This window comes from Mesorhizobium sp. M0598, assembly GCF_040320865.1.
Lineage (GTDB): Bacteria > Pseudomonadota > Alphaproteobacteria > Rhizobiales > Rhizobiaceae > Mesorhizobium.
Genome location: NZ_JAMYQL010000002.1, coordinates 72,508 through 96,780 on the forward strand (window position 1 = coordinate 72,508; position 24,273 = coordinate 96,780).

General features: G+C 62.5%; 22 protein-coding genes. 11 read left to right on the plus strand and 11 right to left on the minus strand.

The window, feature by feature from the left end:
- Nucleotides 1–3 precede the first annotated feature (3 nt).
- On the plus strand, nucleotides 4–276 hold the full coding sequence (locus NKI59_RS03370; RefSeq protein WP_352683329.1) for a DUF2798 domain-containing protein: 273 nt from the start codon (nucleotides 4–6) through the stop codon (nucleotides 274–276).
- A 90-nt stretch (nucleotides 277–366) separates the two neighbouring features.
- Here NKI59_RS03370 and NKI59_RS03375 read toward each other — a convergent pair whose 3' ends face one another.
- The 6 genes from NKI59_RS03375 to NKI59_RS03400 form a co-directional block, all read right to left on the minus strand.
- Nucleotides 367–1,014: a YiaD family glycine zipper/OmpA-like lipoprotein gene (locus NKI59_RS03375; protein WP_352683331.1), complete on the minus strand. Its 648-nt coding sequence runs from the start codon at nucleotides 1,012–1,014 to the stop codon at nucleotides 367–369.
- A gap of 175 nt (nucleotides 1,015–1,189) precedes the next feature.
- Entirely contained in the window at nucleotides 1,190–1,558 is a 369-nt protein-coding gene (locus NKI59_RS03380) for a GFA family protein (RefSeq protein WP_023679923.1), read from the minus strand.
- Nucleotides 1,559–1,732: 174 nt separating this feature from the next.
- Complete coding sequence (locus tag NKI59_RS03385) at nucleotides 1,733–2,119, minus strand: hypothetical protein (protein ID WP_031212810.1); 387 nt, start codon at nucleotides 2,117–2,119, stop codon at nucleotides 1,733–1,735.
- Nucleotides 2,120–2,592: 473 nt separating this feature from the next.
- Nucleotides 2,593–3,724, minus strand: a protein-coding gene (gene prfB, locus NKI59_RS03390) for a peptide chain release factor 2 (RefSeq protein WP_352702352.1) whose coding sequence is annotated in 2 segments (ribosomal slippage) — nucleotides 2,593–3,657 and nucleotides 3,659–3,724 — 1,131 coding nt in all. Because the reading frame shifts where the segments join, the coding sequence is not laid out codon by codon here.
- A gap of 133 nt (nucleotides 3,725–3,857) precedes the next feature.
- Entirely contained in the window at nucleotides 3,858–6,314 is a 2,457-nt protein-coding gene (locus NKI59_RS03395) for a penicillin-binding protein 1A (RefSeq protein ID WP_352457450.1), read from the minus strand.
- Between the two features lie 214 nt (nucleotides 6,315–6,528).
- The gene (locus tag NKI59_RS03400; RefSeq protein WP_352593831.1) at nucleotides 6,529–7,791 is read right to left on the minus strand and encodes an N-acetylmuramoyl-L-alanine amidase; all 1,263 of its coding nucleotides are present in this window, start codon (nucleotides 7,789–7,791) and stop codon (nucleotides 6,529–6,531) included.
- A 666-nt stretch (nucleotides 7,792–8,457) separates the two neighbouring features.
- Here NKI59_RS03400 and NKI59_RS03405 point away from each other — a divergent pair.
- Entirely contained in the window at nucleotides 8,458–11,442 is a 2,985-nt protein-coding gene (locus NKI59_RS03405; RefSeq protein WP_352702354.1) for an Rne/Rng family ribonuclease, read from the plus strand.
- A 198-nt stretch (nucleotides 11,443–11,640) separates the two neighbouring features.
- On the opposite strand, the gene NKI59_RS03410 is transcribed toward NKI59_RS03405, so the two are convergent.
- Entirely contained in the window at nucleotides 11,641–12,588 is a 948-nt protein-coding gene (locus NKI59_RS03410) for a glutaminase (protein ID WP_352702356.1), read from the minus strand.
- A gap of 11 nt (nucleotides 12,589–12,599) precedes the next feature.
- Nucleotides 12,600–13,748, minus strand: a complete 1,149-nt coding sequence (locus NKI59_RS03415) for a pyridoxal phosphate-dependent aminotransferase (RefSeq protein ID WP_352457445.1) — start codon at nucleotides 13,746–13,748, stop codon at nucleotides 12,600–12,602.
- A gap of 145 nt (nucleotides 13,749–13,893) precedes the next feature.
- On the opposite strand from NKI59_RS03415, the gene NKI59_RS03420 reads away from it, so the two are divergent.
- The 6 genes from NKI59_RS03420 (at nucleotide 13,894) to aat (ending at nucleotide 19,241) form a co-directional block, all read left to right on the plus strand.
- Nucleotides 13,894–15,288: a M48 family metalloprotease gene (locus NKI59_RS03420; protein ID WP_352472763.1), complete on the plus strand. Its 1,395-nt coding sequence runs from the start codon at nucleotides 13,894–13,896 to the stop codon at nucleotides 15,286–15,288.
- 70 nt (nucleotides 15,289–15,358) lie between these two features.
- On the plus strand, nucleotides 15,359–16,162 hold the full coding sequence (locus NKI59_RS03425) for a DsbA family protein (RefSeq protein ID WP_352636991.1): 804 nt from the start codon (nucleotides 15,359–15,361) through the stop codon (nucleotides 16,160–16,162).
- A 163-nt stretch (nucleotides 16,163–16,325) separates the two neighbouring features.
- Entirely contained in the window at nucleotides 16,326–16,760 is a 435-nt protein-coding gene (gene aroQ / locus NKI59_RS03430; RefSeq protein ID WP_352702358.1) for a type II 3-dehydroquinate dehydratase, read from the plus strand.
- Between the two features lie 26 nt (nucleotides 16,761–16,786).
- Nucleotides 16,787–17,245 (plus strand): acetyl-CoA carboxylase biotin carboxyl carrier protein, encoded by a 459-nt coding sequence (accB, locus tag NKI59_RS03435; RefSeq protein WP_023674823.1) that lies wholly within the window; start codon nucleotides 16,787–16,789, stop codon nucleotides 17,243–17,245.
- A 19-nt stretch (nucleotides 17,246–17,264) separates the two neighbouring features.
- Nucleotides 17,265–18,608 (plus strand): acetyl-CoA carboxylase biotin carboxylase subunit, encoded by a 1,344-nt coding sequence (accC, locus tag NKI59_RS03440; RefSeq protein WP_023674822.1) that lies wholly within the window; start codon nucleotides 17,265–17,267, stop codon nucleotides 18,606–18,608.
- A gap of 15 nt (nucleotides 18,609–18,623) precedes the next feature.
- On the plus strand, nucleotides 18,624–19,241 hold the full coding sequence (aat, locus tag NKI59_RS03445; protein WP_023674821.1) for a leucyl/phenylalanyl-tRNA--protein transferase: 618 nt from the start codon (nucleotides 18,624–18,626) through the stop codon (nucleotides 19,239–19,241).
- A gap of 83 nt (nucleotides 19,242–19,324) precedes the next feature.
- Here the strand turns inward: aat and NKI59_RS03450 are convergent, their stop codons facing one another.
- The 3 genes from NKI59_RS03450 to NKI59_RS03460 form a co-directional block, all read right to left on the minus strand.
- On the minus strand, nucleotides 19,325–19,693 hold the full coding sequence (locus NKI59_RS03450; RefSeq protein ID WP_352683424.1) for a hypothetical protein: 369 nt from the start codon (nucleotides 19,691–19,693) through the stop codon (nucleotides 19,325–19,327).
- 88 nt (nucleotides 19,694–19,781) lie between these two features.
- The gene (locus tag NKI59_RS03455) at nucleotides 19,782–20,264 is read right to left on the minus strand and encodes a DUF2155 domain-containing protein (RefSeq protein WP_352702360.1); all 483 of its coding nucleotides are present in this window, start codon (nucleotides 20,262–20,264) and stop codon (nucleotides 19,782–19,784) included.
- A gap of 157 nt (nucleotides 20,265–20,421) precedes the next feature.
- Nucleotides 20,422–20,820: an NADH:ubiquinone oxidoreductase subunit NDUFA12 gene (locus NKI59_RS03460; RefSeq protein ID WP_023674818.1), complete on the minus strand. Its 399-nt coding sequence runs from the start codon at nucleotides 20,818–20,820 to the stop codon at nucleotides 20,422–20,424.
- 254 nt (nucleotides 20,821–21,074) lie between these two features.
- Between NKI59_RS03460 and NKI59_RS03465 the strand changes: the two genes are divergently transcribed.
- The 3 genes from NKI59_RS03465 to NKI59_RS03475 all read left to right on the plus strand — a co-directional run bounded on the left by NKI59_RS03465 (nucleotide 21,075) and on the right by NKI59_RS03475 (nucleotide 24,238).
- Entirely contained in the window at nucleotides 21,075–22,235 is a 1,161-nt protein-coding gene (locus NKI59_RS03465; protein ID WP_352702362.1) for a helix-turn-helix transcriptional regulator, read from the plus strand.
- A gap of 208 nt (nucleotides 22,236–22,443) precedes the next feature.
- A complete protein-coding gene (locus NKI59_RS03470; RefSeq protein ID WP_352702365.1) occupies nucleotides 22,444–23,844 on the plus strand; it encodes an ArnT family glycosyltransferase in 1,401 nt (466 codons plus the stop codon).
- Nucleotides 23,845–23,938: 94 nt separating this feature from the next.
- Entirely contained in the window at nucleotides 23,939–24,238 is a 300-nt protein-coding gene (locus NKI59_RS03475; RefSeq protein WP_352702367.1) for a hypothetical protein, read from the plus strand.
- The last annotated feature ends 35 nt before the right edge of the window (nucleotides 24,239–24,273 follow it).

Here is a 24,273-nt window from a genome sequence, read left to right on the forward strand (position 1 = left end):
TCGATGCAAGCATCACCGGATCGAGCCTTCAAGTTGAGAAAGCTGCCGCCCTCCTACGGCGCGGTGGTGATGCCGTTGGTTCTTTCGATTCTGATGTCCTCGATTGTCTCGGCGGTTTCGACGGCAATCGGCGCAGGCTGGACGAACGGGTTCATAGTGGCCTGGAGCTATGCGTGGGGCGCTTCATGGCTTGTTGCGTTTCCCAGCCTGCTGATTGTGCTTCCGATCGTGCGCCGGATCGTTGCCGCAATTGTCGATCAGCCGGCCCGGTCCTGATATCGCGAACGAAGGGCCCCGGCGGCCGGTGGTCCGGCATAACCATTAGAGCGGCCCCTTGCGGGGCCGCTCTCGGTTCATGTGCTTGCCTCAGGTAAGCGGCGACAGCTGGATCTCGACGCGGCGGTTCTGAGCCCGGCCGGCAGCCGTCGCGTTGGAGGCGATCGGACGCGTCTTGCCGAAGCCGGTGACGGCGAAGCGGCGGGAATCGACGCCCTGTCCGGACAGATAGTTGGCGACCGCCAAAGCACGGCGCTGCGACAGGTCGAAATTGTGCTCGTCGCCGCCGGTCGAGTCGGTGTGGCCGAACACGTCGACCGTGGTCTGCCGGAACTTTTTCAGCACAAGGGCAACCGAATTCAGCACCGGATAGAAACCGGCCTTCACCGCGTCCTGGTCGACGTTGAAGGTGATGTCGGACGGCATATTGAGGATGATCTGGTCGCCGGTGCGGGTGACGCTGACGCCGGTGCCCTGAAGCTGTCGGCGCAGTTCGGCCTCATTCTGGTCCATGGTGGCACCAATGGCACCGCCGGCAAGCGCGCCGATGCCCGCGCCGATCAGCGCGTTGCGGCGGTCGTTACCGCCGGCAAGCATGCCGAGCCCGGCACCCGCCAAAGCACCGAGACCGGCGCCGGCAGCGGTGTTGGAAACCTTCTGTTCCCCGGTGTAGGGATCGGTGGTGCATGCGCTCACGAGCACAGCCGTCGCCACGATGGCGAGCACAATCTTTTTCATATGGTGGTCCCTCTCCATTCCACGGCCGCGCAACGGCGCACCGCATCAGCCCCTTCCAGCGACTTGTACCATGAAATGCGGCGAAAAGCGGACCAGCAAAAGCCGTTGCCGCGGCTTTCCCCGGCTCAATTCCACATGCCTGCAGCGGCTCGCGCGACCACCCCAATTCGACCGGCTACCAGAGATTCTTGCCGTCGATGACCACCACTTCGACCTTGTCGAGATCGAAATCGTCGAACAGCCGCGAGTTCACGCTGATCTTCGGATTGTCGAAATTCGGCTCGCCTGTCGACCAGTCCGGCGTTTCGGTGAAGGTGCCGCAGCCGCAGGTGGCGCAAAAACCGTGTTTTATGGTTTTCGATCCCCACTGGTAGAATGAAACATTCTCCGGCGGGCTGGTAAGCCTGAATTGCGAAGGGGTGTAATAGGCCCACAACGAACCGCGTTTCGAACAGAAGGAACAGGTGCATCGCGTCACTGTCTGCGGCGCTTGCGAAACCTCGAACGTCGTCGCCTTGCAGTGGCAGCTTGCCTTGATGGTCATGAATTCCCTCACAATGCCGCCGCCCCGTACGGCAAAGGCAGCATAAAGAAACGCTCCTGACAACTGCCGGTCAGCAGGCTTGTGAGCCTGCGATGCACAGATCGAAGGCCCATCGATCCAAAACCGCTGCACGCGCTCGGGTCAGCCCGTGGGCAAGCTTTTGGGCGTCATGCGCTAGTAGGACGATGGGGGCACAAACAGGCAGATGGTCTTTCCGTCATTGGCACCGGCAACGGAGCACCAATGATATTCGCCGTCGGGCGAATTCTTGATCCGCTTGTCGCTATAGGCCACGACTTCCCCGGTTCCTTTGATGACATAACCCTCGGGACGTTCGCTGATCGATGTCTGAGAGACCTCGCGGCAATCATAGCCCGAGCAGCAGGAGAACGGATAGCTCCAGCCTTGCGGCATTGCCGCGGTCGGCTTGGCATCATGCGCCAGAGCAGGCGCCGCAAATGGAATGGCGGCAGCAATCAAAACCACTGCCGCGACAAGTGAATTCAGGAGTCGGCGCGCCGTGCGGGCGACTGGGGCCGGTCTGGTTGTGAGAGCAGGCATGAGCGCAGTTCCTATCAACGGTTGTCAAGCATTTCGCTTGCCCGTTCCCGGAACGTGTCTTCCCAGTGGCCGGATCGTCAGGTCGCAGATACGCCGCGTCCGGCCATAAATGCTTTTTTCCTCCCCAGCGCATGAATGCTGGGCTGATTCCTTGGTTGGCGCAAGGAATTGCTGTCGCAACCGAACGCCGACCTCTGCAGCCGGAACCAACCTGCCGTCCTGATTGACGAAACCTGGTCAACCCCGGCAGCGGGATCGCCAATAACGGCATTTGGCTCGCGCTGGTTCCAGGCTTGGCACCGGCAGGCCCGAGGCATCCGCGTCAAAAGCCGAAATCGATTTTGAAAAACTCTACGAAAAACAAAGTTGTAGAACGACAGGTAGGTGCAAATTGAGAGCTCGTCACTCTCGCACGATGGCCGTAACTCTCGCGTGATGAACCCACATTCCTGCCGGATTGGTGCCCGGCGGCCTTAGTCGATATCGGCCACCGTTTCGCCGGCGCCACCCTCGATCCGCTGCGACAGTGAGGCTTCCATGAAATCATCGAGGTCGCCGTCGAGCACGCTCGACGGGCTGGTGCTCTCGACACCGGTGCGCAGATCTTTCACCAGCTGATAGGGCTGCAGCACGTAGGACCGTATCTGGTGGCCCCAGCCGATATCGCTCTTCGACGCTTCCGTGGCGCTCGCCACGGCTTCGCGCTTCTTCAGCTCTTCCTCGTAAAGCCGCGAGCGCAACATTTCCCACGCCTTGGCCTTGTTCTTGTGCTGGGAGCGCTCCGCCTGGCAGGCGACCGCGATGCCGGTGGCGAGATGGGTGATGCGCACGGCCGAATCGGTGGTGTTGACGTGCTGGCCGCCCGATCCCGACGACCGATACGTGTCGATACGGACGTCGGATTCGGAAACGTCGATGTCGATCGTATCGTCGATGACGGGATAGACCCAGACGCTGGCGAAGGAGGTGTGGCGGCGCGCATTGCTGTCATAGGGCGAAATCCGCACGAGACGATGCACGCCGGATTCCGTCTTCAGCCAGCCGTAGGCGTTGTGGCCCTTGATCAGCAGCGTGGCGGACTTGATGCCGGCTTCTTCACCGTCATGCACTTCCAGCACTTCGACCTTGAAGCGGCGGCGCTCGGCCCAGCGCGTATACATGCGCAGAAGCATCGAGGCCCAGTCCTGGCTTTCGGTGCCGCCGGCGCCGGCATGAACTTCCAGATAGCTATCGTTGGCGTCCGCCTCGCCCGACAACAGCGTTTCGATCTGGCGCGCCTTGGCCTCGCCGCGCATCGAGCGGATCGCCGCTTCGGCCTCCGCGATGACGCCCTCGTCGCCCTCTTCCTCGCCAAGCTCGATCAGGCCGATATTGTCTTCCAGGGCCTGGGTGAGGCCTTTGACCGCGGCAATGCCTTCCTCGAGGCCCTGACGCTCGCGCATCAGCTTTTGCGCTTCCAGCGGCTCGTTCCAGAGGCTCGAATCCTCGGCACGGACGTTCAGGTACTCAAGCCGCTTTATGGCTTGGTCCCAGTCAAAGATGCCTCCTCAGCAGGGTGATTGCCTGCCTGATCTCGTCGACAATGTTTTGCGTTTCCGCGCGCATGGCTGGCTGTTCTGTCCTGTTGCTGGATGGCGGCTTGATGGCGCGATACATAGGGACGGCACCGGCCCCTGTAAAGCGGAATGGGCCGGCTCGACCATGATCGTCAAGCCGGCCCGACCTGATGTAGCGATTGTCAGTAGAGCCCGCCGCCGCCCGACTGGATGGCCTGGTTGGCCTGCGGCGACAGCGCTCCGCCGGTGGCGTTGGAGCCGTCCGCACCCATGCCGATCACCCAGTAGCTGTCGGCGGGACCGGTACCCGGCTTGAAGGCTTCGATGATGGTTCCGGCATCGCCCGCGTTGGCCCGCATGCCGGTCTTGCGATTGATCGCAATCAGCTTCATGCCTTCCGGAACCTTGAAGTCGACATTGGGCGTGCCGTCCAGCGCCACGCGCATGAAATCCTTGAAGATCGGCGCGGCAAGGCCGCCGCCGGTCGCGCCCTTGCCAAGACCTTTCGGCTGATCGTAGCCCATATAAAGGCCGACAACGAGGTTCGGCGTATAGCCGATGAACCAGGCATCCTTTTCGTCGTTGGTCGTTCCGGTCTTGCCGGCGATGTGACGGCCGAGCTCGTTGATGGTGGCGCCGGTACCGCGTTGCACGACGCCCTCCATCATCGATGTGATCTGGTAGGCGGTCATCGGATCGAGCACCTGCTCGGAGTTGTCGACCAGTTCCGGCTCTGGCTGGTCCTGCCACTCGGCGGCATTGCAGTTCGAGCAGCCGCGTTCGTCCTGCCTAAAGACGGTCTTGCCGTAGCGATCCTGGATGCGGTCGATCAGCGATGGCTTGATCGACTTGCCGCCATTGGCCATGATCGAATAGGCCGACACCATGCGCATCACCGTCGTCTCGCCGGATCCCAGCGCCATCGGCAAATACGGCGCCAGGTGGTCGTAGACGCCGAAACGCTCGGCATATTCCACGACCAGCTTCATGCCCATGTCGTTGGCAAGCCGCACCGTCATCAGGTTGCGTGATTTCTCGATGCCGGAACGCAAGGTCGCTGGGCCGGCCACCGTTCCGTCGTAGTTCTTGGGCGTCCAGGTCGTGTTGCCGCTCTGGATGGTGATCGGCCCGTCCATGATCACCGAGGCGGGCGTATAGCCATTGTCGAGGGCGGCGGAATAGACGATCGGCTTGAACGACGATCCCGGCTGGCGCATGGCCTGCGTCGCCCGGTTGAACTCCGACTGCGCGTAGGAGAAACCGCCGACCATGGCCAGGACGCGTCCGGTATGCGGGTCCATGGCGATCAGGCCGCCTTCCACTTCGGGAACCTGGCGCAAGCTGTAGCTGTTGTCCGAGCCGTCGTTCTTCTGCACGAAAATCACATCGCCCGGCTTCAGCACGTCGGCGGGCGACTTCGCCTTGACGGTCCTGCCGTCGACCACGTGGCGCATGGCGAAGCTCATGTCTTCCTTGCTGACAGTGCCTTCGACGCGGTCCTTGACGATTTCGCCGGAGATCTGGCGCGTCGGCTGCAGGCCGATGGACAGGCCGGTGGCCGAGCTGTCGAGCACGACGGCGAGCGACCATTCCGGCACGTCCTCCAACCGCTTGACGTTGCCCAGCGGCACGCCCCAGTCGCCGGAAACGTCGATGCTCGTGACCGGCCCGCGGTAGCCGCGCAGCGTGTCGAACTTCATAAGTCCGTTCTGCATGGCCTTGCGGGCAATCAGCTGCATCTTCGGATCGAGCGTCGTACGGACGGAAAGGCCGCCCTCGTAGAGCGCATTCTCGCCATAGCGCGCGATGATCTGGCGACGCACTTCCTCGGTGAAATACTCCCCGGCGAAGAGATAGTTGCCGGTGCGGCGCGGCGTGACGCCGAGCGGCTCGGCCTTGGCCTTCTCGCCTTCCTCATGCGTGACGTAACCGTTCTCGACCATCTGGTCGATCACCCAGTTGCGGCGCTCCAAGGCGCGATCGGCATGCTTGAAGGGATGGTAGTTGTTCGGCCCCTTCGGCAGAGAGGCGAGATAGGCGGCTTCGGCCACGGTGAGCTCGTTCACCGATTTGTCGAAATAGGTTAGCGCAGCACCGGCGACGCCATAGGCGCCGAAGCCGAAGAAAATCTCATTGAGATAGAGCTCGAGAATGCGATCCTTCGAGTAGGCCTGCTCGATGCGGAAGGCGAGGATCATCTCCTTGATCTTGCGCTCGTAGGTCTGGTCTGAAGACAACAGGAAGTTCTTCGCCACCTGCTGGGTGATGGTCGAGGCGCCGACCTGGCGCTTTCCCGAGCCAACATTCTGCAGGTTGACGACAATGGCCCGGCCAAGGCCGGTCACGTCGATGCCGGGGTGATTGTAAAAGTTCTTGTCCTCGGCCGACAGGAAGGCCGCCTTGACACGGTCCGGGATCGCCTGAATCGGCAGATAAAGCCGCCGCTCACGCGCATATTCGGCCATCAGCGCGCCATCCGACGCGTGGATGCGGGTCGTCACCGGCGGCTCGTATTTGGCCAGCACCTCGTAGTCGGGCAGGTCCTTCGACAAATGGCCGATATAGATCGCCACGCCCGCCGCGACCAAAAGGGCCAGCGTCGTGCCGATGCCGAAGAAATAGCCAATGAGACGAATCATACCCGCTCCAGTCCTTGGTTCGGGAATTTCCTAAACGAAGCCGCCCTTCGCGCAAGCTTTCGGGCCAATCCCAAACCGTAATCGCAAAACCCATGTCGCGACCATGTGGGCAAAATACGGCAGCGTGGAATTTCGGTTTCGAATGCCGGAAATAAAAGCACAGGGTGTTGTCGCCGTGCAACGCTGCTTCAGGTTGTGGGCGCCGGCGGACATTTCAGCCTCCGGCCCCCGTTCCGCTCTTGGCCGAAGCAAACAGGGCAACGGCGTTGGTTATGCTCTGGGTCGCCTTGTTGCGCCAATCGGCGCTGAGCAATTGCGCTTCGTCCTTGGCGTTCGACAGATAGCCGAGTTCGACCAGCACGGATGGAACGTCCGGCGCTTTCAGCACCTTGAAGCCGGCAGAACGCTGCGGGTTGTTGATCAGACCGACGCTGGTGGAAAGCTGGCCGACGAGAGTATGGGCGAAGCTCATCGAAAAATTATGCGTCTCGCGGCGGATCAGGTCGATCAGGATATCGGTCACTTCCTTGCTGTCGTCCTTGATCTCCATGCCGGCGAACTGGTCGGAAAGATTTTCACGGTCGGCAAGCGCCTGCGCCTCGGGATCGGAAGCCTTGTCGGACACGGTGTAGACCGTTGCGCCGCGAATGCCCTTGAGGCTGATCGTGTCGGCATGGATCGAGATGAGCAGGTCGGCCTCATGCTGGCGGGCAATGCGCACGCGGTCGTCGAGCCGCAGGAACACGTCCGTTTCGCGCGTCAGGAACACGTCGTATTTGCCGCCGGCGGCGAGCTTGTCGCGCAGTTCCATGGCGAAGGCGAGCGTCACGTTCTTCTCGACCGTCCCGTTCAGGCCCTCGGCGCCGCCGTCGATGCCGCCATGGCCGGGATCGATGACGACGGTGAAACGATGGCCCGGATTGGATACCGGCCCGGTACCGACCCTGCCGGCCTTGTCGGCGGAGACCGTCGAACCGGTGGTCAGCGCCTGATTGGCGAGCGCTGCGTCGAATTCCCGCTGCGAGGCCGCCGACATGTCGATGGCGATGCGGTAGCCGTTGCCGTCATCGTTCTTGAGCACGTCGAGATTGTCGACGGCGAACGGTCCCTTGCCGGTGAGAATCAGCCGCGATTTCCCCTCGCCGAGTCCGCCGTAACGCACGGCGCGGACAAGCCCGCGCGGCTTCATATCCTTGGCATTGAGGGCGAATCTCGTGGCCGGGAGATCGATGACCAGGCGATTGGGGCCGCGCAGCAGGAACCATTTGATGTCGGGCTCGCGGTCGAAATTGATGACGATGCGCATCTTGGTGGCATCGCCGGCCATCTTGTAGCTTATGGCACCGAGCGGTGCGTCGGCAGCACGCGAAAGCGGCGAAAAGACCAGGCAAGCCAGGATCAGCGGCAGCAGGCAGGCGGTGCGGAAGAACCAGCCTCCATGATGACGGCCCTTGTCTGCGAAGCCTGCCAGTCCCATCTTTCTACCAATCGCTCCCGTTGGCGTCATGCCCGATCGCTTGTCGAAGTGCCTTATTGCTTGTCAAAGTGCTGGCAGGCCGCGAACTCGATTAACGATTGGTATCCAGAGAAGGTTAACCAAGCCTTTTCATGGAAGGCTTGGGACCGGGGCTTCCACTGCGGAACGGCTTTTTGCCGGCATCGGGAATCGGGGTTGCCTTCCAACCCGCCAAATCATAAAAGCGATGGTGGATCACTGCAATCCTGGAACCGTCCTCCTCCGCAGCTTCCTGCTACAGGTCAGACGCAAGACGGCTCCTTTCGCTTCAGGCGAAGAAGGCATCGGTGATCGCGACGATTTTCGCAGGCGTGCTCCCGTGGCGGGGGAATCGCCTGCGTGAGCAAAACGGCCGGGATTGTCCCGTGCCGGCTCTGTATGAGCAAACAAGCTGGTCCGGTTTTTCCCGGGCTTTGGTTCAAAAGGTTCTGCTGGTGACGATGGCTTCAAGCGCAATCATGGAAAGGTCCGCAACAAACCGCGCCACTACGGCTGCGGGCGGCACCGCCATGGCGCTCAGGCAGCGGCCGGCGGACGTTCAATTGTCCGGCACCCATGTTCCAGGTCCACGGCAGCGGGCAGTGTCCTGCAAGCTGCGGCCGACGGCTGCCGGGAGGAAACGAAATAATGCCCAACAAAATGCTGATAGACGCCTCCCACCCGGAGGAAACACGCGTTGTCGTCGTTCGCGGTAACCGTATTGAAGAATTCGACTTTGAATCCCAGGACAAGAAGCAGCTCAAAGGAAACATCTATCTCGCCCGCGTAACGCGCGTCGAACCTTCCCTTCAGGCAGCCTTTGTCGAATATGGCGGCAACCGTCACGGTTTCCTCGCCTTCAGTGAAATACATCCCGACTACTACCAGATTCCGGTCGCCGACCGTCAGGCGCTGCTGCGTGCGGAAGCCCAGGAAGCCCAGGACGAAGAGGACGAGGAAGCCGCCGAAGGCGAGGACCGCCAGAGCCGCGACCGTGGCAAGCGCGGACGCCGGCGCGGCGGCAAGAGCCGCGACCGCGGCGAGCACAGGCGCGAGGCAGGCGCGGCCGACGGTGAGAATAGCGAGAACGGCGAAGGTGCCGTCGCAGAAAAGCTGGATGCCGTTGCCGACAACACCACGTCCGACACTGCCGGACAGAGCGAGGATGCCGCTGGACAGAGTGAAGAAGTCGCCGATAGCGGCGAGACCGAGCCTTCCGAAGGCGGATCGAGTTCCATCGCTGCCAGCGTCGATGCCGACGTAATCTCCGAAGCCGTCCCGCAAGTCGAGACAAGCGGGGCCGAGACAAGCGGCGAAGCGACGTCCGAAGACAATGATCGCGGCATGCTGGAGGAGGTCCAATCCTCGCATCCGGACGATCACGAGATCGAATCGGTCGGCGCTGAAGACGCGCTCGAAGAAGTACGCAACCGCCGCAAGCCGGTGCGCCGCCAGTACAAGATCCAGGAAGTGATCAAGCGCCGGCAGATCCTGCTGGTGCAGGTCGTCAAGGAAGAGCGCGGCAACAAGGGTGCAGCGCTGACCACCTACCTGTCACTGGCCGGCCGCTATTCGGTGCTGATGCCGAACACGGCACGCGGCGGCGGTATTTCGCGCAAGATCACCAATGCGCAGGACCGCAAGCGGCTGAAGGAAGTGGTCGCCGATCTCGAAGTGCCGCAAGGCATGGGTGTCATCCTGCGTACGGCAGGCGAAAGCCGCACAAAGGCAGAGATCAAGCGCGACTACGAATATTTGATGCGGCTTTGGGAAAACGTCCGCAATCTGACGCTGCAATCCACGGCCCCTGCCCTGGTTTACGAGGAAGGCAGCCTGATCAAGCGCTCGGTGCGCGACCTTTACAACAAGGATATCGACGAGATCCTGGTTTCCGGCGAAGAAGGCTACCGCGAGGCCAAGGACTTCATGCGCATGCTGATGCCGAGCCACGCCAAGGTGGTTCAGCCGTTCCGCGACACGACGCCGATCTTTGTGCGCAACGGCATCGAAGCGCAGCTCGACCGCATGCTGCAGCCGCAGGTGACGCTGAAGAGCGGCGGCTACATCATCATCAACCAGACGGAAGCGCTGGTCGCCATCGACGTCAATTCGGGCCGTTCCACCAAGGAGCACTCGATCGAGGACACCGCACTTCACACCAATCTGGAAGCCGCCGAGGAAGTCGCCCGGCAATTGAGGCTGCGCGATCTCGCCGGCCTGATCGTCATCGACTTCATCGATATGGAGGAGAACCGCAACAACCGCTCCGTCGAGAAGCGGCTGAAGGATCACCTCAAGAACGATCGTGCCCGCATCCAGGTCGGCCGCATCTCGCATTTCGGCCTGATGGAGATGTCGCGCCAGCGCATCCGTGCCAGCGTGCTGGAATCGACCATGAAGCCTTGCCCGCATTGCGGCGGCACCGGCCATGTGCGCTCCGATTCGTCGGTCGCGCTGCTGGTGGTGCGGGCAATCGAGGAATTCCTGCTCAAGGATTCGCGCAGCCACATCACGGTGCGGACGCCGGCGGCGACCGCGCTCTATGTGCTCAATCACAAGCGCGGCACGCTGGTGGAATTCGAGCACCGCTTCGGCGTGACCATCACCATCGAAGCCGATGACGCGGTCGGTGCACAACACTATGCCATCTTCCGCGGCGCGCTGGCCGAAAAGCCGGAAGGCTTTGTCGAGGCGCGCACGTTCCCGGCCTATGTTGAGCCGGAAGAACCCGAGGACGAGATCGTCATCGAAGAGGAAGACGAGGCACCGGTGCAGGCCGAGCAGCCACGCCCTGCCCAGCAGCCGCAGCAGCCAAGGTCCGGCGAGGACGGCGAAGGCCGCGATCGCAAGCGCCGCAAGCGCCGCAGACGGCGCGGCGGCAAGGATCGTGAACACGGGGATCGTGAACACGGGGAACGCGAACATGGCGATCGCGAGCATGGCGCTGCTGTGGAAGGTGCTTCCGTTTCGGCGCCGATAGACGATGCCTTCGTAGCCGCCGGCGATCAAGGCGCCGAAGCGGAACGTGAAGCGCCGGCCGGTGTTGCCGAAACGGCGGAAGCGGCGGACGACGGTCACGGCAAGAAGCGCCGGCGCGGCAAGCGCGGCGGCAAGCGCAATCGCCGTGAGGACGGCGAGGACGGCTTGGAAGCTGCCCCCGGCGAGCCAGCCGCCATGACGGAAGGTGCCGTGTCGGAAGAAGAGCCCGTAACCGGCGAGCCGGAAGGTGCGCCGCCGGCCGAAGAGCTTGCGGTGCTCGCTCCGGCGAACGACGACATGCCGAGCGCCGAAAAGCCGAAGAAGCCGCGCCGTGCCGCCAAGCCGAAGAAGGTTGCGGCGGATGCAGTTGCCGAGATTGCGGGCGCCGAGACATCGGCTGCCGAGGCCGCCTCCGTGGCTTCCGGCGAGACCGCTGCGCCGGCTTCGCAGGAGACTGAAGTGGCGGCTGCCGAGGAAACGCCGAAGGTCCGGCCGTCGCGGCGCAAGCCCGTACCGGTGGATGCTCCGGTCGTGCCGGTCGTCTCCTCGATCGTCCCGGACGAGGCAAAGACCGACGAGGCAAAGACCGAGGAAGCAAAGGCCGAGGACAAGCCGAAGCGTGCCGGCTGGTGGCAACGGAAGGGCTTTTTCTAAGCCTTTCCGTGCATTAGCCAGACTTTCTGATTAAAAAAATCCCGCGCTGCCGATCGGCTGCGCGGGATTTTTTTGTCCCAATTCAGGCGACAGGCACCAGAGCGGAATGCATTCAAATTGAATGGGGCATTCCGCTCTAACTGTTTGTTTTGCCGCATTTGTGCGGACGCCAAATGATTCCATTTGGCTGCAAAATGCTTATGGCGCGAAGATCGACCAGTTCATCGTCTTCGCCAATTTTTCCAACGCGATCGAGCCCAGCCTGGAATTGCCGTTGGCATTAAGGCCAGGCGACCAGACGGCAAGCGAGGCGACGCCCGGCACGATCCCCAATATGCCGCCGCCAACGCCGCTCTTGCCGGGAATGCCGACGCGGAAAGCGAAGTCGCCGGAGCCGTCATAGTGGCCGCAGGTCAGCATCATCGCGCCGATGCGGCGGGCGCGCTCTGCCGAGACGACGGAATGCCCAGTCGCCGGGTTCTTGCCGCCATTGGCAAGGAAGCGGCCGGCCAGGGCCAGTTGCCGGCAGCTCATGGCGATAGCGCAATGGTGGAAATAGACGCCCAGCGCCAGTTCCGGCGCGTGATTGAGATTACCGAACGATTTCATGTAATTGGCAAGCGCGAAATTGCGAAAGCCGGTGGCGCGTTCGGACGCCGCGACCTCGCGGTCGATGATGATGGTGTCGTCATCGGCCAGGAACTGGATGAAGCGCAGGATCTCGCCGATCGCCTCGCGCGGCTGATGGCCGGCGAGCAGGATGTCCGAGACCACGATGGCGCCGGCATTGATGAACGGATTGCGCGGAATGCCGTTCTCGTGCTCGAGCTGGACGATCGAGTTGAACGGATTGCCCGAAGGTTCGCGCCCAACCCGCTGCCACAGCGCGTCGCCGACATTGCCGAGCGCCAGCGTCAGCGTGAACACCTTTGAGATGCTCTGGATCGAAAACGCCTCGTCGGCGTCGCCCGCGGTCAGCACGCGGCCGTCATTGGTCACCGCGGCAATGCCGAATTTTTTCGGGTCGATCTTGCCGAGCTGGGGAATATAGCTGGCGACGTCGCCGCGATCGGTACGCTCCGCCATTTCGGCAGCGACCTCGCGCAACGCATGTTCGAGTTGGGGCGCCTGATCAAGCTCCAGCATCGTCGCCCCCGCTACTTCAGCCAGCGTTCGATACGCGCCATCGCCTCGACCATGTCGTCGTGGCTGCCGGCATAGGAAAAGCGCATCGTGCGATGGCCTTGCAGCGGGTCGAAATCGCGGCCCGGCGTCGCCGCCACATGCGCCTCGGCCAGCATCCGGCGCGCAAACGCCATGCTGTCATTGGTGTGCCTGGTGACGTCGCAGAAGGCGTAGAACGCGCCGTCCATGGGCGCGGCCAAAGCAAAGCCGAGCTCCGGCAGGCGTTGCATCAGGAGCTCGCGGTTCCAGGCATAGCGCGCCTTCACCGCTTCCAGCTCTGGCGTCGCCTTGAATGCCTCGATCGCGGCAATCTGGGACAGTTCGGGCGGCGAGATGTAGAGGCTCTGGGCGATGCGCTCGACTGGCCGCACCAGTTCCTGCGGCAGCACCATCCAGCCGATGCGCCAGCCGGTCATGCAATAATATTTCGAGAAGGAATTGATCACCGTCACATCCGCGCCGAAAGCAAGCGCCGTCGTGTCGGGCGCCGCATAGGCCAGCCGGTGATAGATTTCGTCCGAGATGACGGCGATGCCGAGCTCTTGCGCCGTCTCGACCAGCGCCTCGAGATCGCCGGCGGGAATGACCGCGCCGGTCGGGTTGGCCGGGCTGGCGAACAGCACGCCCTTCAGCGGTTTTTCGCGATGCGCGGCTTGCAGGTGCTCGGCATGCAGATAGGCGGCGCCGTCCAACTCGATCTCGGCGATGTCGATGCCGAGCGCGGCCATGATGTTGCGATAGGCAGGATAGCCGGGCGCAGCGATGGCGACGCGGTCGCCTGGATCGAACATTGCCAGGAAAGCGAGGTTGAAGGCGGCCGACGATCCGGTGGTGACGGCTATCCGCTCGGGCGAAACGTCAAGCCCGTAGTGCTCGCCATAATGCGCCGCGATCGCCTTGCGCAGGCCGGCGAGGCCCAGCGCGTCGGTATAGCCGATGCGGCCTGCTTTCAAGGCATTGGCCGCCGCTTCGCGAACCCCGGCCGGCGCCGGATCGGAAGGCTGGCCGACGGCCATGGAAACGACCGGCAGGCCCTTGGCTTTCAGCCGATTCGCCTCGGCCAGGATGTCCATGGCATGGAACGGTTCGACCGCGCCGCGGCGCGAAAGCGAAACAACCATTTTTCAATCCACCACACTTGTCCGCACGTGCCGGCCATGCTGGCCGCGCCGCACAAATGCCCGATTGGTGTGGGGATCACAAGTTCGGTAAGTTTAGGCTGCCGACTTTTCATCCTTCGCCCACTCGTCTACCAGTGGACCTGCCATGTTGAGCCGACCCAAATCGACGATCGCCAGAACAGCGCGCGCCCTCGCGACGCTTTCGCTTGCCGCGGTGGTCGCCATGGCCGGCTCGGTCAATGCCTTTGCGCAGAATGTGCCGGTTGTGCGCGATGCCGAGATCGAGGCGCTGGTGCGCGATTACGCGCGGCCGATCTTCAAGGCGGCGGGCTTGTCGGGCGACGCCATCAACATCGTGCTGGTCAACGACCAGAGCTTCAACGCCTTTGTTGCCGGCCGCCGCCTGTTCATCAACACCGGCGCGCTGATGACGGCCGAAACGCCCAACGAGATCATTGGCGTCATTGCCCACGAGGCCGGCCATATCGCCGGCGGACACCAGCAGAAATTGCGAGAACAGCTCGAGCGCGCCAAGACGATGGCGATCCTGGCGACGCTGCTTGGCGCCGGCGCCATGGTGGCCGGCGCCACCAGCAACAGCCGCGGTCTCGCCGGCGCCGGCATGGGCGTGGTGGCCGGCGGCGGCGAGATGGCGCAACGCAGTATCCTCGCTTATCAGCGCACCGAAGAGATGACCGCCGACCGTTCGGCGATCACCTATCTCAATGCAACCGGCCAGTCCGGCATGGGCATGTTGAAGACGTTTGGCCGCTTCCAGAACGCATTGTCGCTCTCGGGCGCGCAAGTCGATCCCTACAGGATCAGCCATCCGATGCCGCAGGAGCGTATCGCCAATCTCGAAGTGCTGGTGAAGCAGAGCCCTTACGTCGACAAGGTCGACCCACCGGCACTGCAGCAGCGCCACGACATGATGCGCATCAAGATCGCCGCCTACATGCAGGGCCAGGCGGCGGCGTCGCGATTGATGCGCAAGAACCCCGGCAGCCTCGCCTCACGCTATGGCGACGCGCAGATGACCTATCTTTTCGGCAATCTGGCGTCGGCGCTCACCAAGACCAACGCGTTGATCAAGGAACAGCCGAAAAATCCCTATTTCCAAGAATTACGCGGCGACATCCTGATGAAGGCGAACCGGCCGAAGGATGCGGCGGACGCCTATGCCAAGTCGGTCAGCCTCGATCCGGCGCGATCCGGGCTGCTGCCGGTCTCTTACGGCCAGGCGCTGATGGCGATCGGCACGCAGGATTCGCTGAAGAAGGCGGTGGCGCAGATCAACACCGGCCTCGGACGGGATCGCGAAAACGCCGCCGGATACCGCTATCTGGCACAGGCTTACGGGGAACTCGGCAACATCCCGGCCGCCGAGCTTGCAACCGCCGAAGGGCATTTCTATTCCGGCGACTACAAGAATGCGAAAATCTTCGCCATGCGGGCGCAGCAGAGCATGAAGCGGGGCGAGCCGGGCTGGCTTCGCGCGCAGGACATTATAAACTACGCACCATCAGGTAAGAAGAAGTGAACCTTTCGGACGCAGGCTGCGACACAGCCAAAGCGAGCGGACCGGAACACGGGCAAGAGGATCGAGGATCATGACCAAGGCAATTCTGCTGGGCACTACCGGAGTGGCAGCGGCTCTCGCCATGCTGGCGTTCGGCTTCGTCGCCGGCAATCCGCAGACGGCGAAGGCCGGCACGGCGCAGCTTGCCCAGACGGCGTCCTCGGGTACCAAGCTCGACCGTGCCGAAGTCGAAGGTATCGTCCGCGACTATCTGCTGAAGAACCCGGAAGTGCTTCTGGAGGCCCAGCAGGCACTCGAGGCCAAGCAGAAGGAAGAACAGCGCGTCGCCAGTCTCGGCGTCATCAAAGACGCCAAGGACCAGATCTTCAATTCCTCATTCGACGGTGTTGTCGGCAATCCGAACGGCAAGGTCACCATCGTCGAATTCTATGATTATAATTGCGGCTACTGCAAACGCGCCATCGACGACATGCGCGCGCTGACCAAGGCCGATCCGGACCTGCGCTTCGTACTCAAGGAGTTCCCGATCCTCGGCCCGGATTCGCAGAAGGCGAGCGTCGTCTCGATGGCCTTCCATTTGATGAAGCCGGAGAAATACGGCGAATTCCACAATGCGCTGCTCGGCGGCCAGGGGCGCGCCACCGAGGCGGCGGCAATCAAGGTGGCGCTGTCGCTCGGCGCCGACGAGGCGGCGCTGCGCGAAAAGATGAAGGACCCGAGCATCACCGAGGCCTTCTCCAAGACCTATGACCTCGCCACCAAGCTCGCCATCACCGGAACGCCGTCCTATGTCGTCGGCAACGAGGTGGTGTTCGGCGCGCTTGGCCAGGAAGTGCTGGCCGAAAAGATCGAGGCGGCGAAGGCCGCGCTCTGATCAGCGTTCGGGTTTCGATTAGGCTGCGGGTTTCCGGCACCGGCCGTTTTCCGGCTGCTGTGGACGGCGAAAGAACGCACTTGCGCTCTTTTCGCCAGCGTCTATGCCCATTATAGAGGGTCCGGCGCGCCGGCTTAGCCGCGCCGGGAAAGGTCGGCATTTTTTGAAAACGGTTTTCGTCCTGAACGGCCCCAATCTCAACGCGCTCGGCAAGCGCGAGCCGGGCATCTATGGCGGCAAGACGCTTGCCGCGATCGCCGACGATTGCAAGCAGACGGGTGCTGCACTTGGGCTGGAGATCGATTTCCGCCAGTCGAACCATGAGGGCGACCTCGTCGACTGGATCTACGAGGCCGCCCACAAGGCCGCCGCGATCGTCATCAATCCGGGCGCCTACGGCCATACCTCGATCGCCATTCACGATGCCATCCGCGCTGTCGCGCCGCTGCCGGTCGCTGAGGTGCATCTCTCCAACATCCACGCGCGGGAACCATTCCGCCACGTCTCCATGGTCGCGCCGGTCGCCGTCGGCATGATCTGCGGGTTCGGGCCGCTCGGCTACACGCTGGCGCTGCAGGCGCTGGCTGCACGCCTATGACCGGCCAACAAACAGAAGGCTCGAAAATGTCGATAAAGAAGAACGGTGTTGACCAGCAGCTGATCCGCGATCTGGCGGGCATACTGAACGACACCAACCTGACCGAGATCGAGGTCGAGCTGGGCGATCTGAAGGTGCGCGTCTCGCGGCAGGCCCCGGCCGTCCATGCCGTCGCCACCGCTCAGCCGGCCTATGCCCCGGCAGCCGCGCAGCCTGCGGCAGCGGCCGCGCCGGCGACGCCCGACGTGTCGAAGAACGCCGTTGCCTCGCCGATGGTCGGCACCGCCTATCTGGCACCGTCGCCCGACGCCAGGCCGTTCATCGAAATCGGCCAGAAGGTCAAGGAAGGCCAGACGCTGCTGATCATCGAAGCAATGAAGACGATGAACCAGATCCCCTCGCCGCGCGCCGGCACGGTGACGGCGATCCTGTTTGAAGATGCGCAGCCGGTCGAATATGGTATGCCGCTCGTCGTGATCGAGTAGAGCCGGGAACAGGCGAAAGATGTTCCAGAAAATCCTCATCGCCAATCGCGGCGAAATCGCCCTCAGGGTGCTGCGCGCCTGCAAGGAGCTCGGCATCCAGACGGTGGTGGTGCATTCGACCGCCGACGCCGACGCCATGCATGTGCGTCTCGCCGACGAGAGCGTCTGCATCGGCCCGCCGCCGTCGCGCGACAGCTATCTCAACATCCACCAGATCGTCGCCGCCTGCGAGATCACCGGCGCCGACGCGGTGCATCCCGGCTACGGTTTTCTGTCGGAGAACGCCAAGTTCGCCGACATCCTCGCCGCGCACAACATCACCTTCATCGGCCCGACCGGCGACCATATCCGAATCATGGGTGACAAGATCGAGGCCAAGCGTACCGCAAAACGCCTCGGCATTCCCGTGGTGCCCGGCTCCGACGGCGCGGTCACCGAGGATAAGGAAGCCAAGCGCATTGCCGCCGCGATCGGCTACCCCGTAATCATCAAGGCGTCGGCCGGCGGCGGCGGGCGCGGCATGAAAGTGGCGCGTAGCGAGGCCGATCTCGAGGTGGCGCTGCAGACGGCACGCTCGGAGGCGGGTGCGGCCTTCGGCGACGACGCAGTCTATATCGAGAAATATCTGCAGAAGCCGCGCCATATCGAAGTGCAGGTGTTCGGCGACGGCGCCGGGCGCGGCGTGCATTTCGGCGAGCGCGACTGCTCGCTGCAGCGCCGCCACCAGAAGGTCTGGGAAGAAGCGCCCTCGCCGGCGCTCAATGCCGAGGAGCGCGCGCATATTGGCGGCGTCTGCGCCAGGGCGATCGCCGATCTCGGCTATTCCGGCGCCGGCACCATCGAATTCCTCTATGAGGACGGCGAGTTCTATTTCATCGAGATGAACACGCGCCTGCAGGTCGAACATCCGGTGACCGAGGCGATTACCGGCATCGACCTCGTGCACGAGCAGATCCGCGTCGCCTCGGGCGGCGGACTTTCGGTGCGCCAGGAGGACATCCGCTTCCACGGCCATGCCATCGAATGCCGCATCAATGCCGAGGATCCGCGCACCTTCACCCCCTCGCCGGGCACCATCACCCATTTCCACACGCCGGGCGGCCTCGGCATCCGTGTCGATTCCGGCGTCTATTCCGGCTACAAGATCCCGCCCTACTACGACAGCCTGATCGGCAAGCTGATCGTGCATGGCCGCAACCGCGTCGAATGCATGATGCGGCTGCGGCGCGCGCTCGACGAATTCGTCGTCGACGGCATCAAGACGACGCTGCCACTGTTTCGCGACCTCGTTGGCAACGCCGACATCGCCAATGGTGACTACGATATCCACTGGCTGGAAAAATACCTGGCCGAAGGCGAGTGACACAGGGGCGAAGCGATGACCCGTCCCTACGCACCCGGTTATCGCATCCCGACCGACCTTTTGCTCAAAGCCTATGCCTCCGGCGTCTTCCCGATGGCCGAAAGCGCCAATGACCCCGAAGTATTCTGGGTGCGGCCGGAGACGCGCGGCATCATTCCGCTCGACGGGTTCCACATACCGAAAAGCCTGAGAAAGACGATCCGCAAGAACCTGTTCGAGTTCCGCATCGATTTCGACTTCGAGGCGACGATCGAGGCCTGTGCCGAAAGGCGCGAAGAACGTCGGTCAACCTGGATCAACGCGCCGATCCGCGAAGCCTATATCGAGCTGCATCGGATGGGCCATTGCCATTCGGTCGAGGCCTGGCACAACGACCGATTGGTCGGGGGGCTCTACGGCGTATCGCTCGGCCGCGTGTTCTTCGGCGAGAGCATGTTCGCCAGGGAGACCGACGCGTCAAAGGCCTGCCTGGTTCACCTCGTCGAACGCCTGAAGGCGCGTGGCTTTGCACTGCTCGATACGCAGTTCACCACCGAGCATCTCAAACGCTTCGGTGCAATCGACGTGCCGCGCGGCAAGTACGAGAAGATGCTGGCCGAGGCGCTGAAGGGCGAGGCCGTGTTTTTTCCATAACTTGGAATGGTTCATCGTTTCACAGAAACGCAATTCCGGACGGAAAGCCGTTCACACTTTCCTGGAATTGCTCTTGCGGCCGGTCAGCCTTTTGCTGCCGTCACCAGCGGCGTCTGTGCGTGGAACATCATCTTCCAGCCATTGACGCGGTGGACATAGCCGGTGCTGACCAGCGCCGCATAGGCTTCGCCATCTCGCCGCGTCGCACGCGCCTCGTAGGTCAGCATGACGATGTCGCTGCCCGGCTCGATGATGCCCTTGAGGTCGATGTCGAGATCGCGCCAGCGGTTCGGGTCCGTGGCAGTTGCGGCCAGATCGGTATTGCTCATCACCCGCGCCATCTGCGGGAAGGCCACCAGGCAGTCGGTATCGGCATTGGCCTTGAAATAGTCGGCACCGCCGCTCCAGAATCCCCTTTCGATGTCGAGAAGTTCGTTCTTGTTGGCCATCATCATGGCAACCTCCTCCGTAGAGAGGCACCAACGCTCGGGCAACGCGGCGGTTCCGCAGGGCGCGGTATCCGCCGCGCACTGACAGATTCTAGTTGGTTTTGGGGGCGGCGGGTGCCGGCACATCGGACTTCTGCTTGCAGCCCTTCAGCCAGATATCATAGACGGCATGCTCGACGGCGTTGATCCCGGGGCTTTCGGCAAACATCCAGCCGGTGAAGATACGGCGTATTTTCCGGTCGAGCGTGATCTCGTCGACCTCGACGAACGAATCCGTCTTCGGCTCTTCGTTTTCGGGCCGCGAATAGCAGATGCGCGGCGTCACCTGCAAAGCGCCGAACTGAACCGTCTCGTCGATATAAACATCGAAGGTGATGATACGGCCGGTGATCTTGTCGATGCCGGCGAATTCAGCGACTGGATTGGTGATGCGCTCGGATACTGCCGGTGCTGCAGGCGCCACCGACGCGTCCGGCGCAGGCGGCACCAATTCCTGCGCAGCAGCAAGCGCCACCATAGAAGCGAGAACGACCGCGGTTAATCCGCCCGTCAACATTCGACTGAACATGCTCATGCAAGGTCCGGTGGTTTGCGCCCGGGGTGATTCTCTTAACGCCAAGGCTAGTTGCTGCTGTCGGATCAGCAAACAGCTAAACAGCAATTGTGGCGACAAAGGACCGCCCTCGTGCGGACCGCCTCCGTGGGGACCGCGCGCGTGTCGCGGCGATCGATCACGAACCAGGCGTCCAGGCGTCGTAGTCGCCCGTCACCTGCGGACGATGCTGGTTGGTCAGCACCGAGCCTTTCGGGCGATAGGCCGCGGGGCTGCCGGTGAGGTTCGGCACATGCGGCTTTTGCCAGTCGCGTGGCTTGTAGTCTTCGCTTGGCGGCGCAACGTCGACACGATGATGTATCCAGCCATGCCAGCCGGGCGGAATCGCCGAGGCTTCCGAATAGTCGCGGTAGATGACCCAGCGACGGGTGCGGCCTTCCGAATCGACGCCGCCCTCATAGTAGACGTTGCCGACCTCGTCCTGCCCGACCTTCTTGCCGTGCCGCCAGGTGTGGAAGCGCGTTCCCAATGTCTGGCTATTCCACCAGGTGAAAAACTGCAGAAGGAAAGTTTTCATCCAAATCCTCGTGGCAAGTCCTTGTGGCAAGTCCTCGCGGCGGCTGCGGCGCCTGTTCCTGCTTATGGCGTCACGGCATTGCGAAGGCAAGGGTCTTGCCGCAACCGGCGAGCAAATGGCTGACGGGAAAGCGAAACGATCATGTTATTTTCGCGGCCGTCCGAAGCAGATGAAATAGGTTGTTGGCAACCTTACGCAGCGTTATTCTAGCAGTTGATGCTTCGTTGCCTCAAGGAGGCAAATGAGAGGGGCTCATGTCATCGCTGGCGGGCACGGCCGGTCGCGCGTTGCCGCAGGTCGTTGAGGCGATCTACGATTCGATTGCCGACGTCGACCGCTGGCAGGCGACACTCGAGGCCATCTGCAACCTGGCGGAAGGCCAGCTTGCCATGCTCGCCGTCATCGACACGATCAGCAGCTCCGCGCGGTTTTCGGTGTCTTGCGGCGATCCCGCAGTTCTTGAGCCGTTGAAGCATGACTACGGCTCGCAAGTGCCGTTCTATGCGGCGGTTCCCAAGATGGAGATCGACGTGCCGTTCACCGTCGATTCGATCTACGCCCTGCAAGGCCCGGATACGCGACAGAGATGGCTGGAAAGCCGCATCGTGCGCGAATGGGTGCAACCCAACCGGCTGGACGATTTCTTCTGGGTGGCGTTGATGAAGCGGCCGACCCGGATCGGCACGTTGATGGTGGTGACCGACAAGGACAGGCGCCAGATTTCCCGCGAGGATATCGAGCTTGTCTGCCTGTTGGCACCGCATGTGCGGCGCGCGGTGACCATCGGCGATCTGTTCGAGGCCGAGCGGCGCAAGGCCGAAATCTTCCGCTCCATCATCGAAAGCCTCGACCATCCGGTGCTGATCGTCGCCGAAGACATGACCATCATCTTCGCCAACCCGTCAGCCGAAGCGCTGCTCGCCGAAAATATCTCGGTCTCTTGCGTGCGCGGACAGCTTTCCTTCACCTATGCCAAAGCCAACGCCGCGATCGGCCGTGCCGTCCAGCTCGGCACGCGCGACGAATTCGCGCTCGGACCTTGCGGCATCAACATTCCCCTGGCCAGGACGGTCGTTCCGGCGGTGGCCCATGTCATGCCGCTGGCGCGGCGTGAAATCTCGGCGCGCATCTCGCAACGCGCCGCCGCAGCGATCTTCATCGCCGCGGCCGGTTCGACACCGACCCCGGCGCTGGACGCCATTGCGGCGCTGTTCGGACTGACCGCGGCAGAAAGGCGCGTCGCCGGTCACGTTGCCGCCGGCCTGACGCGAAAGGAAATCGCCGCGGCCGGCGGCGTCTCGGACGGCACCGTCAAGTCGCAGCTGGCGACGATCTTCGACAAGACCGGTACAGGCGATCAGCGCGAGCTCGAACTGTTGATGCGCGAATTGTCGCCACCCTTGCGCTCCAGTTGATTTTGCTCAGGTTCCCCGGACCGGCAGCGGTCCAAAAGACTCGGCCGGCAAGTTTTTCAAGCCCTTGAGACCATCGTCCGCAAAATCTGCGAAACGAAACCGGCATCGTTGCAATTCGGCCAAAATCATGGTGCGGTCGTTCGCGGTCCAGAAACGCGGCATTATGCTCGGCTGGAATGAAAATGGTTTCTGGCGCGGATCTCGATCTTTGACACCGACATCTACCGAGCGGCTGCTCCCCTACCTCTGTCTGCTTGGGCTGATCGTAATCGCGGTCGCTTTCCGGCCACTGCTGCCCGTCGACGAAACGCGATATCTCAGCGTCACCTGGGAAATGTATCTGAGCGGACAGATCTTCGTCCCGACGATGAATTTCGCGCCCTATCTGCAGAAGCCGCCACTGCTGTTTTGGCTTATCGACCTTGTCTGGAACATTTTCGGCGCCAGCCGGCCGGCGGCGATGCTGGTCATCTTCGCCGCCTCCTCGCTCGTCATCTGGCTGACGACGGCGTTGGCAAAGACCCTGTTTCCGGGCCGCGACGACATCGCGCGGCGCATCCCCTGGCTGGTTGCCGGAAGCAGCGTGTTCGTCATCTATTCGACGCTGATCCTGTTCGACCTGTTGCTGACGGTCTTCGTGCTCGCCGCGCTGTTGTCGTTGATTGCCTTTGCCCGCAGCGGCAACCGCTGGCAGGCCGTTCTGGCCGGGCTGTTCATCGGCATGGGCGTGCTGACGAAAGGCCCGGTGGTGCTGATCCATATCGGCGCGCCCATCCTGTTCTACCCGTTCTGGCGCGACCGGCGGGCGGGACTGACGACACCGAACTTCCTCGCTGGAGTGGGCCTGGCAGTGCTCGCCGCGCTGATTCCGGTGGCGATCTGGCTGGTGCCGGCGACCATCCTGACAAAAGGCAATTTCGTCTACGATCTCGTCTGGAACCAGTCGGCGGGACGTGTCACCGGCAATTTGCGCAATTCGCATGGCCGGCCGTTCTATTTCTATCTGCTGCTGCTGCCCGTCATGTTCATACCGTGGATCTTCATACCCGAGGTGTGGCGGTTGAAGCTGCGCACGCGGATACGCAGCCTGATCGACGAGAAGTCGCCGGATCTGCGCGCCTTGCGCCTGCTGTCATTCTCGTTCGTTGCCGTGTTTCTCGTGTTCAGCGCGATATCCGGCAAGCAGCCTCATTATGTCGTGCCGATGTTGCCGTTCGTGGTCATCCTGTTCGGCTATTTCATGGCGGAGATCCCGCTCGCCAGGCTGAAGAGCTCGGCCATCGTCATGCTTGTCATTTTCGGCATCGGCCACGCGGTGGCATCGGCAACCGCGTTCAAACGCTATGATCTGACGCCGCTCGCCAATTTCATCGACGAGCGAAAGGATGCGGACTGGGCCGTAGCTTTCGACTATCAAGGCGAAGTCGGCTTCCTGGCCCGGTTGCAAAAGCCATTCGAAACCACCGACAAACCGGAAGAATGGCTTGGCTCGCATCCCAGCGGCTATGTCATCGACAAAGTTTCCAAGGATCCCGGCACTGCAGGGCAAATCGCGTTCCGGCTTCGCGTCGAACGCGGCTATCTCGTCGTGCTGAAGGGACAGAATTGACGATCGTCACCGGTATGCGAGTTCGTCCCCCGCGCGGGAGATGAAGGCGTTGCTGCTTCGTGGTTCCATCGCTCGATAGAACCGGGAGGTATTCATGCGCAAGCTCATCTCGACGACGCTTTTTGCCTTATCGCTCGCTGTGGCCGGCCTTGCCGCCGATCCGGCATGGAGCTTCAAATGTCAGTCCGGAACGATTGGGCAAGGCAGTTGCTCCTGCTCCGGGACCGCCGACTGCACCGATATGCGGCATTCCAAAATGTGCAAGGGCGACCTGAACTGCGGTTCGGGCAAATGCTCCTGCACGGCCGCATTGGTAGTCGACCCCGGCCCGAAGACCCCCAAGCCCAAGGTCGTCGCGCCGAAGGTGACAACCAAAGGCGTCGTGAAGCAGTAGATATCCAATCCGAAAGGACGGCGGCTCGACGTCGC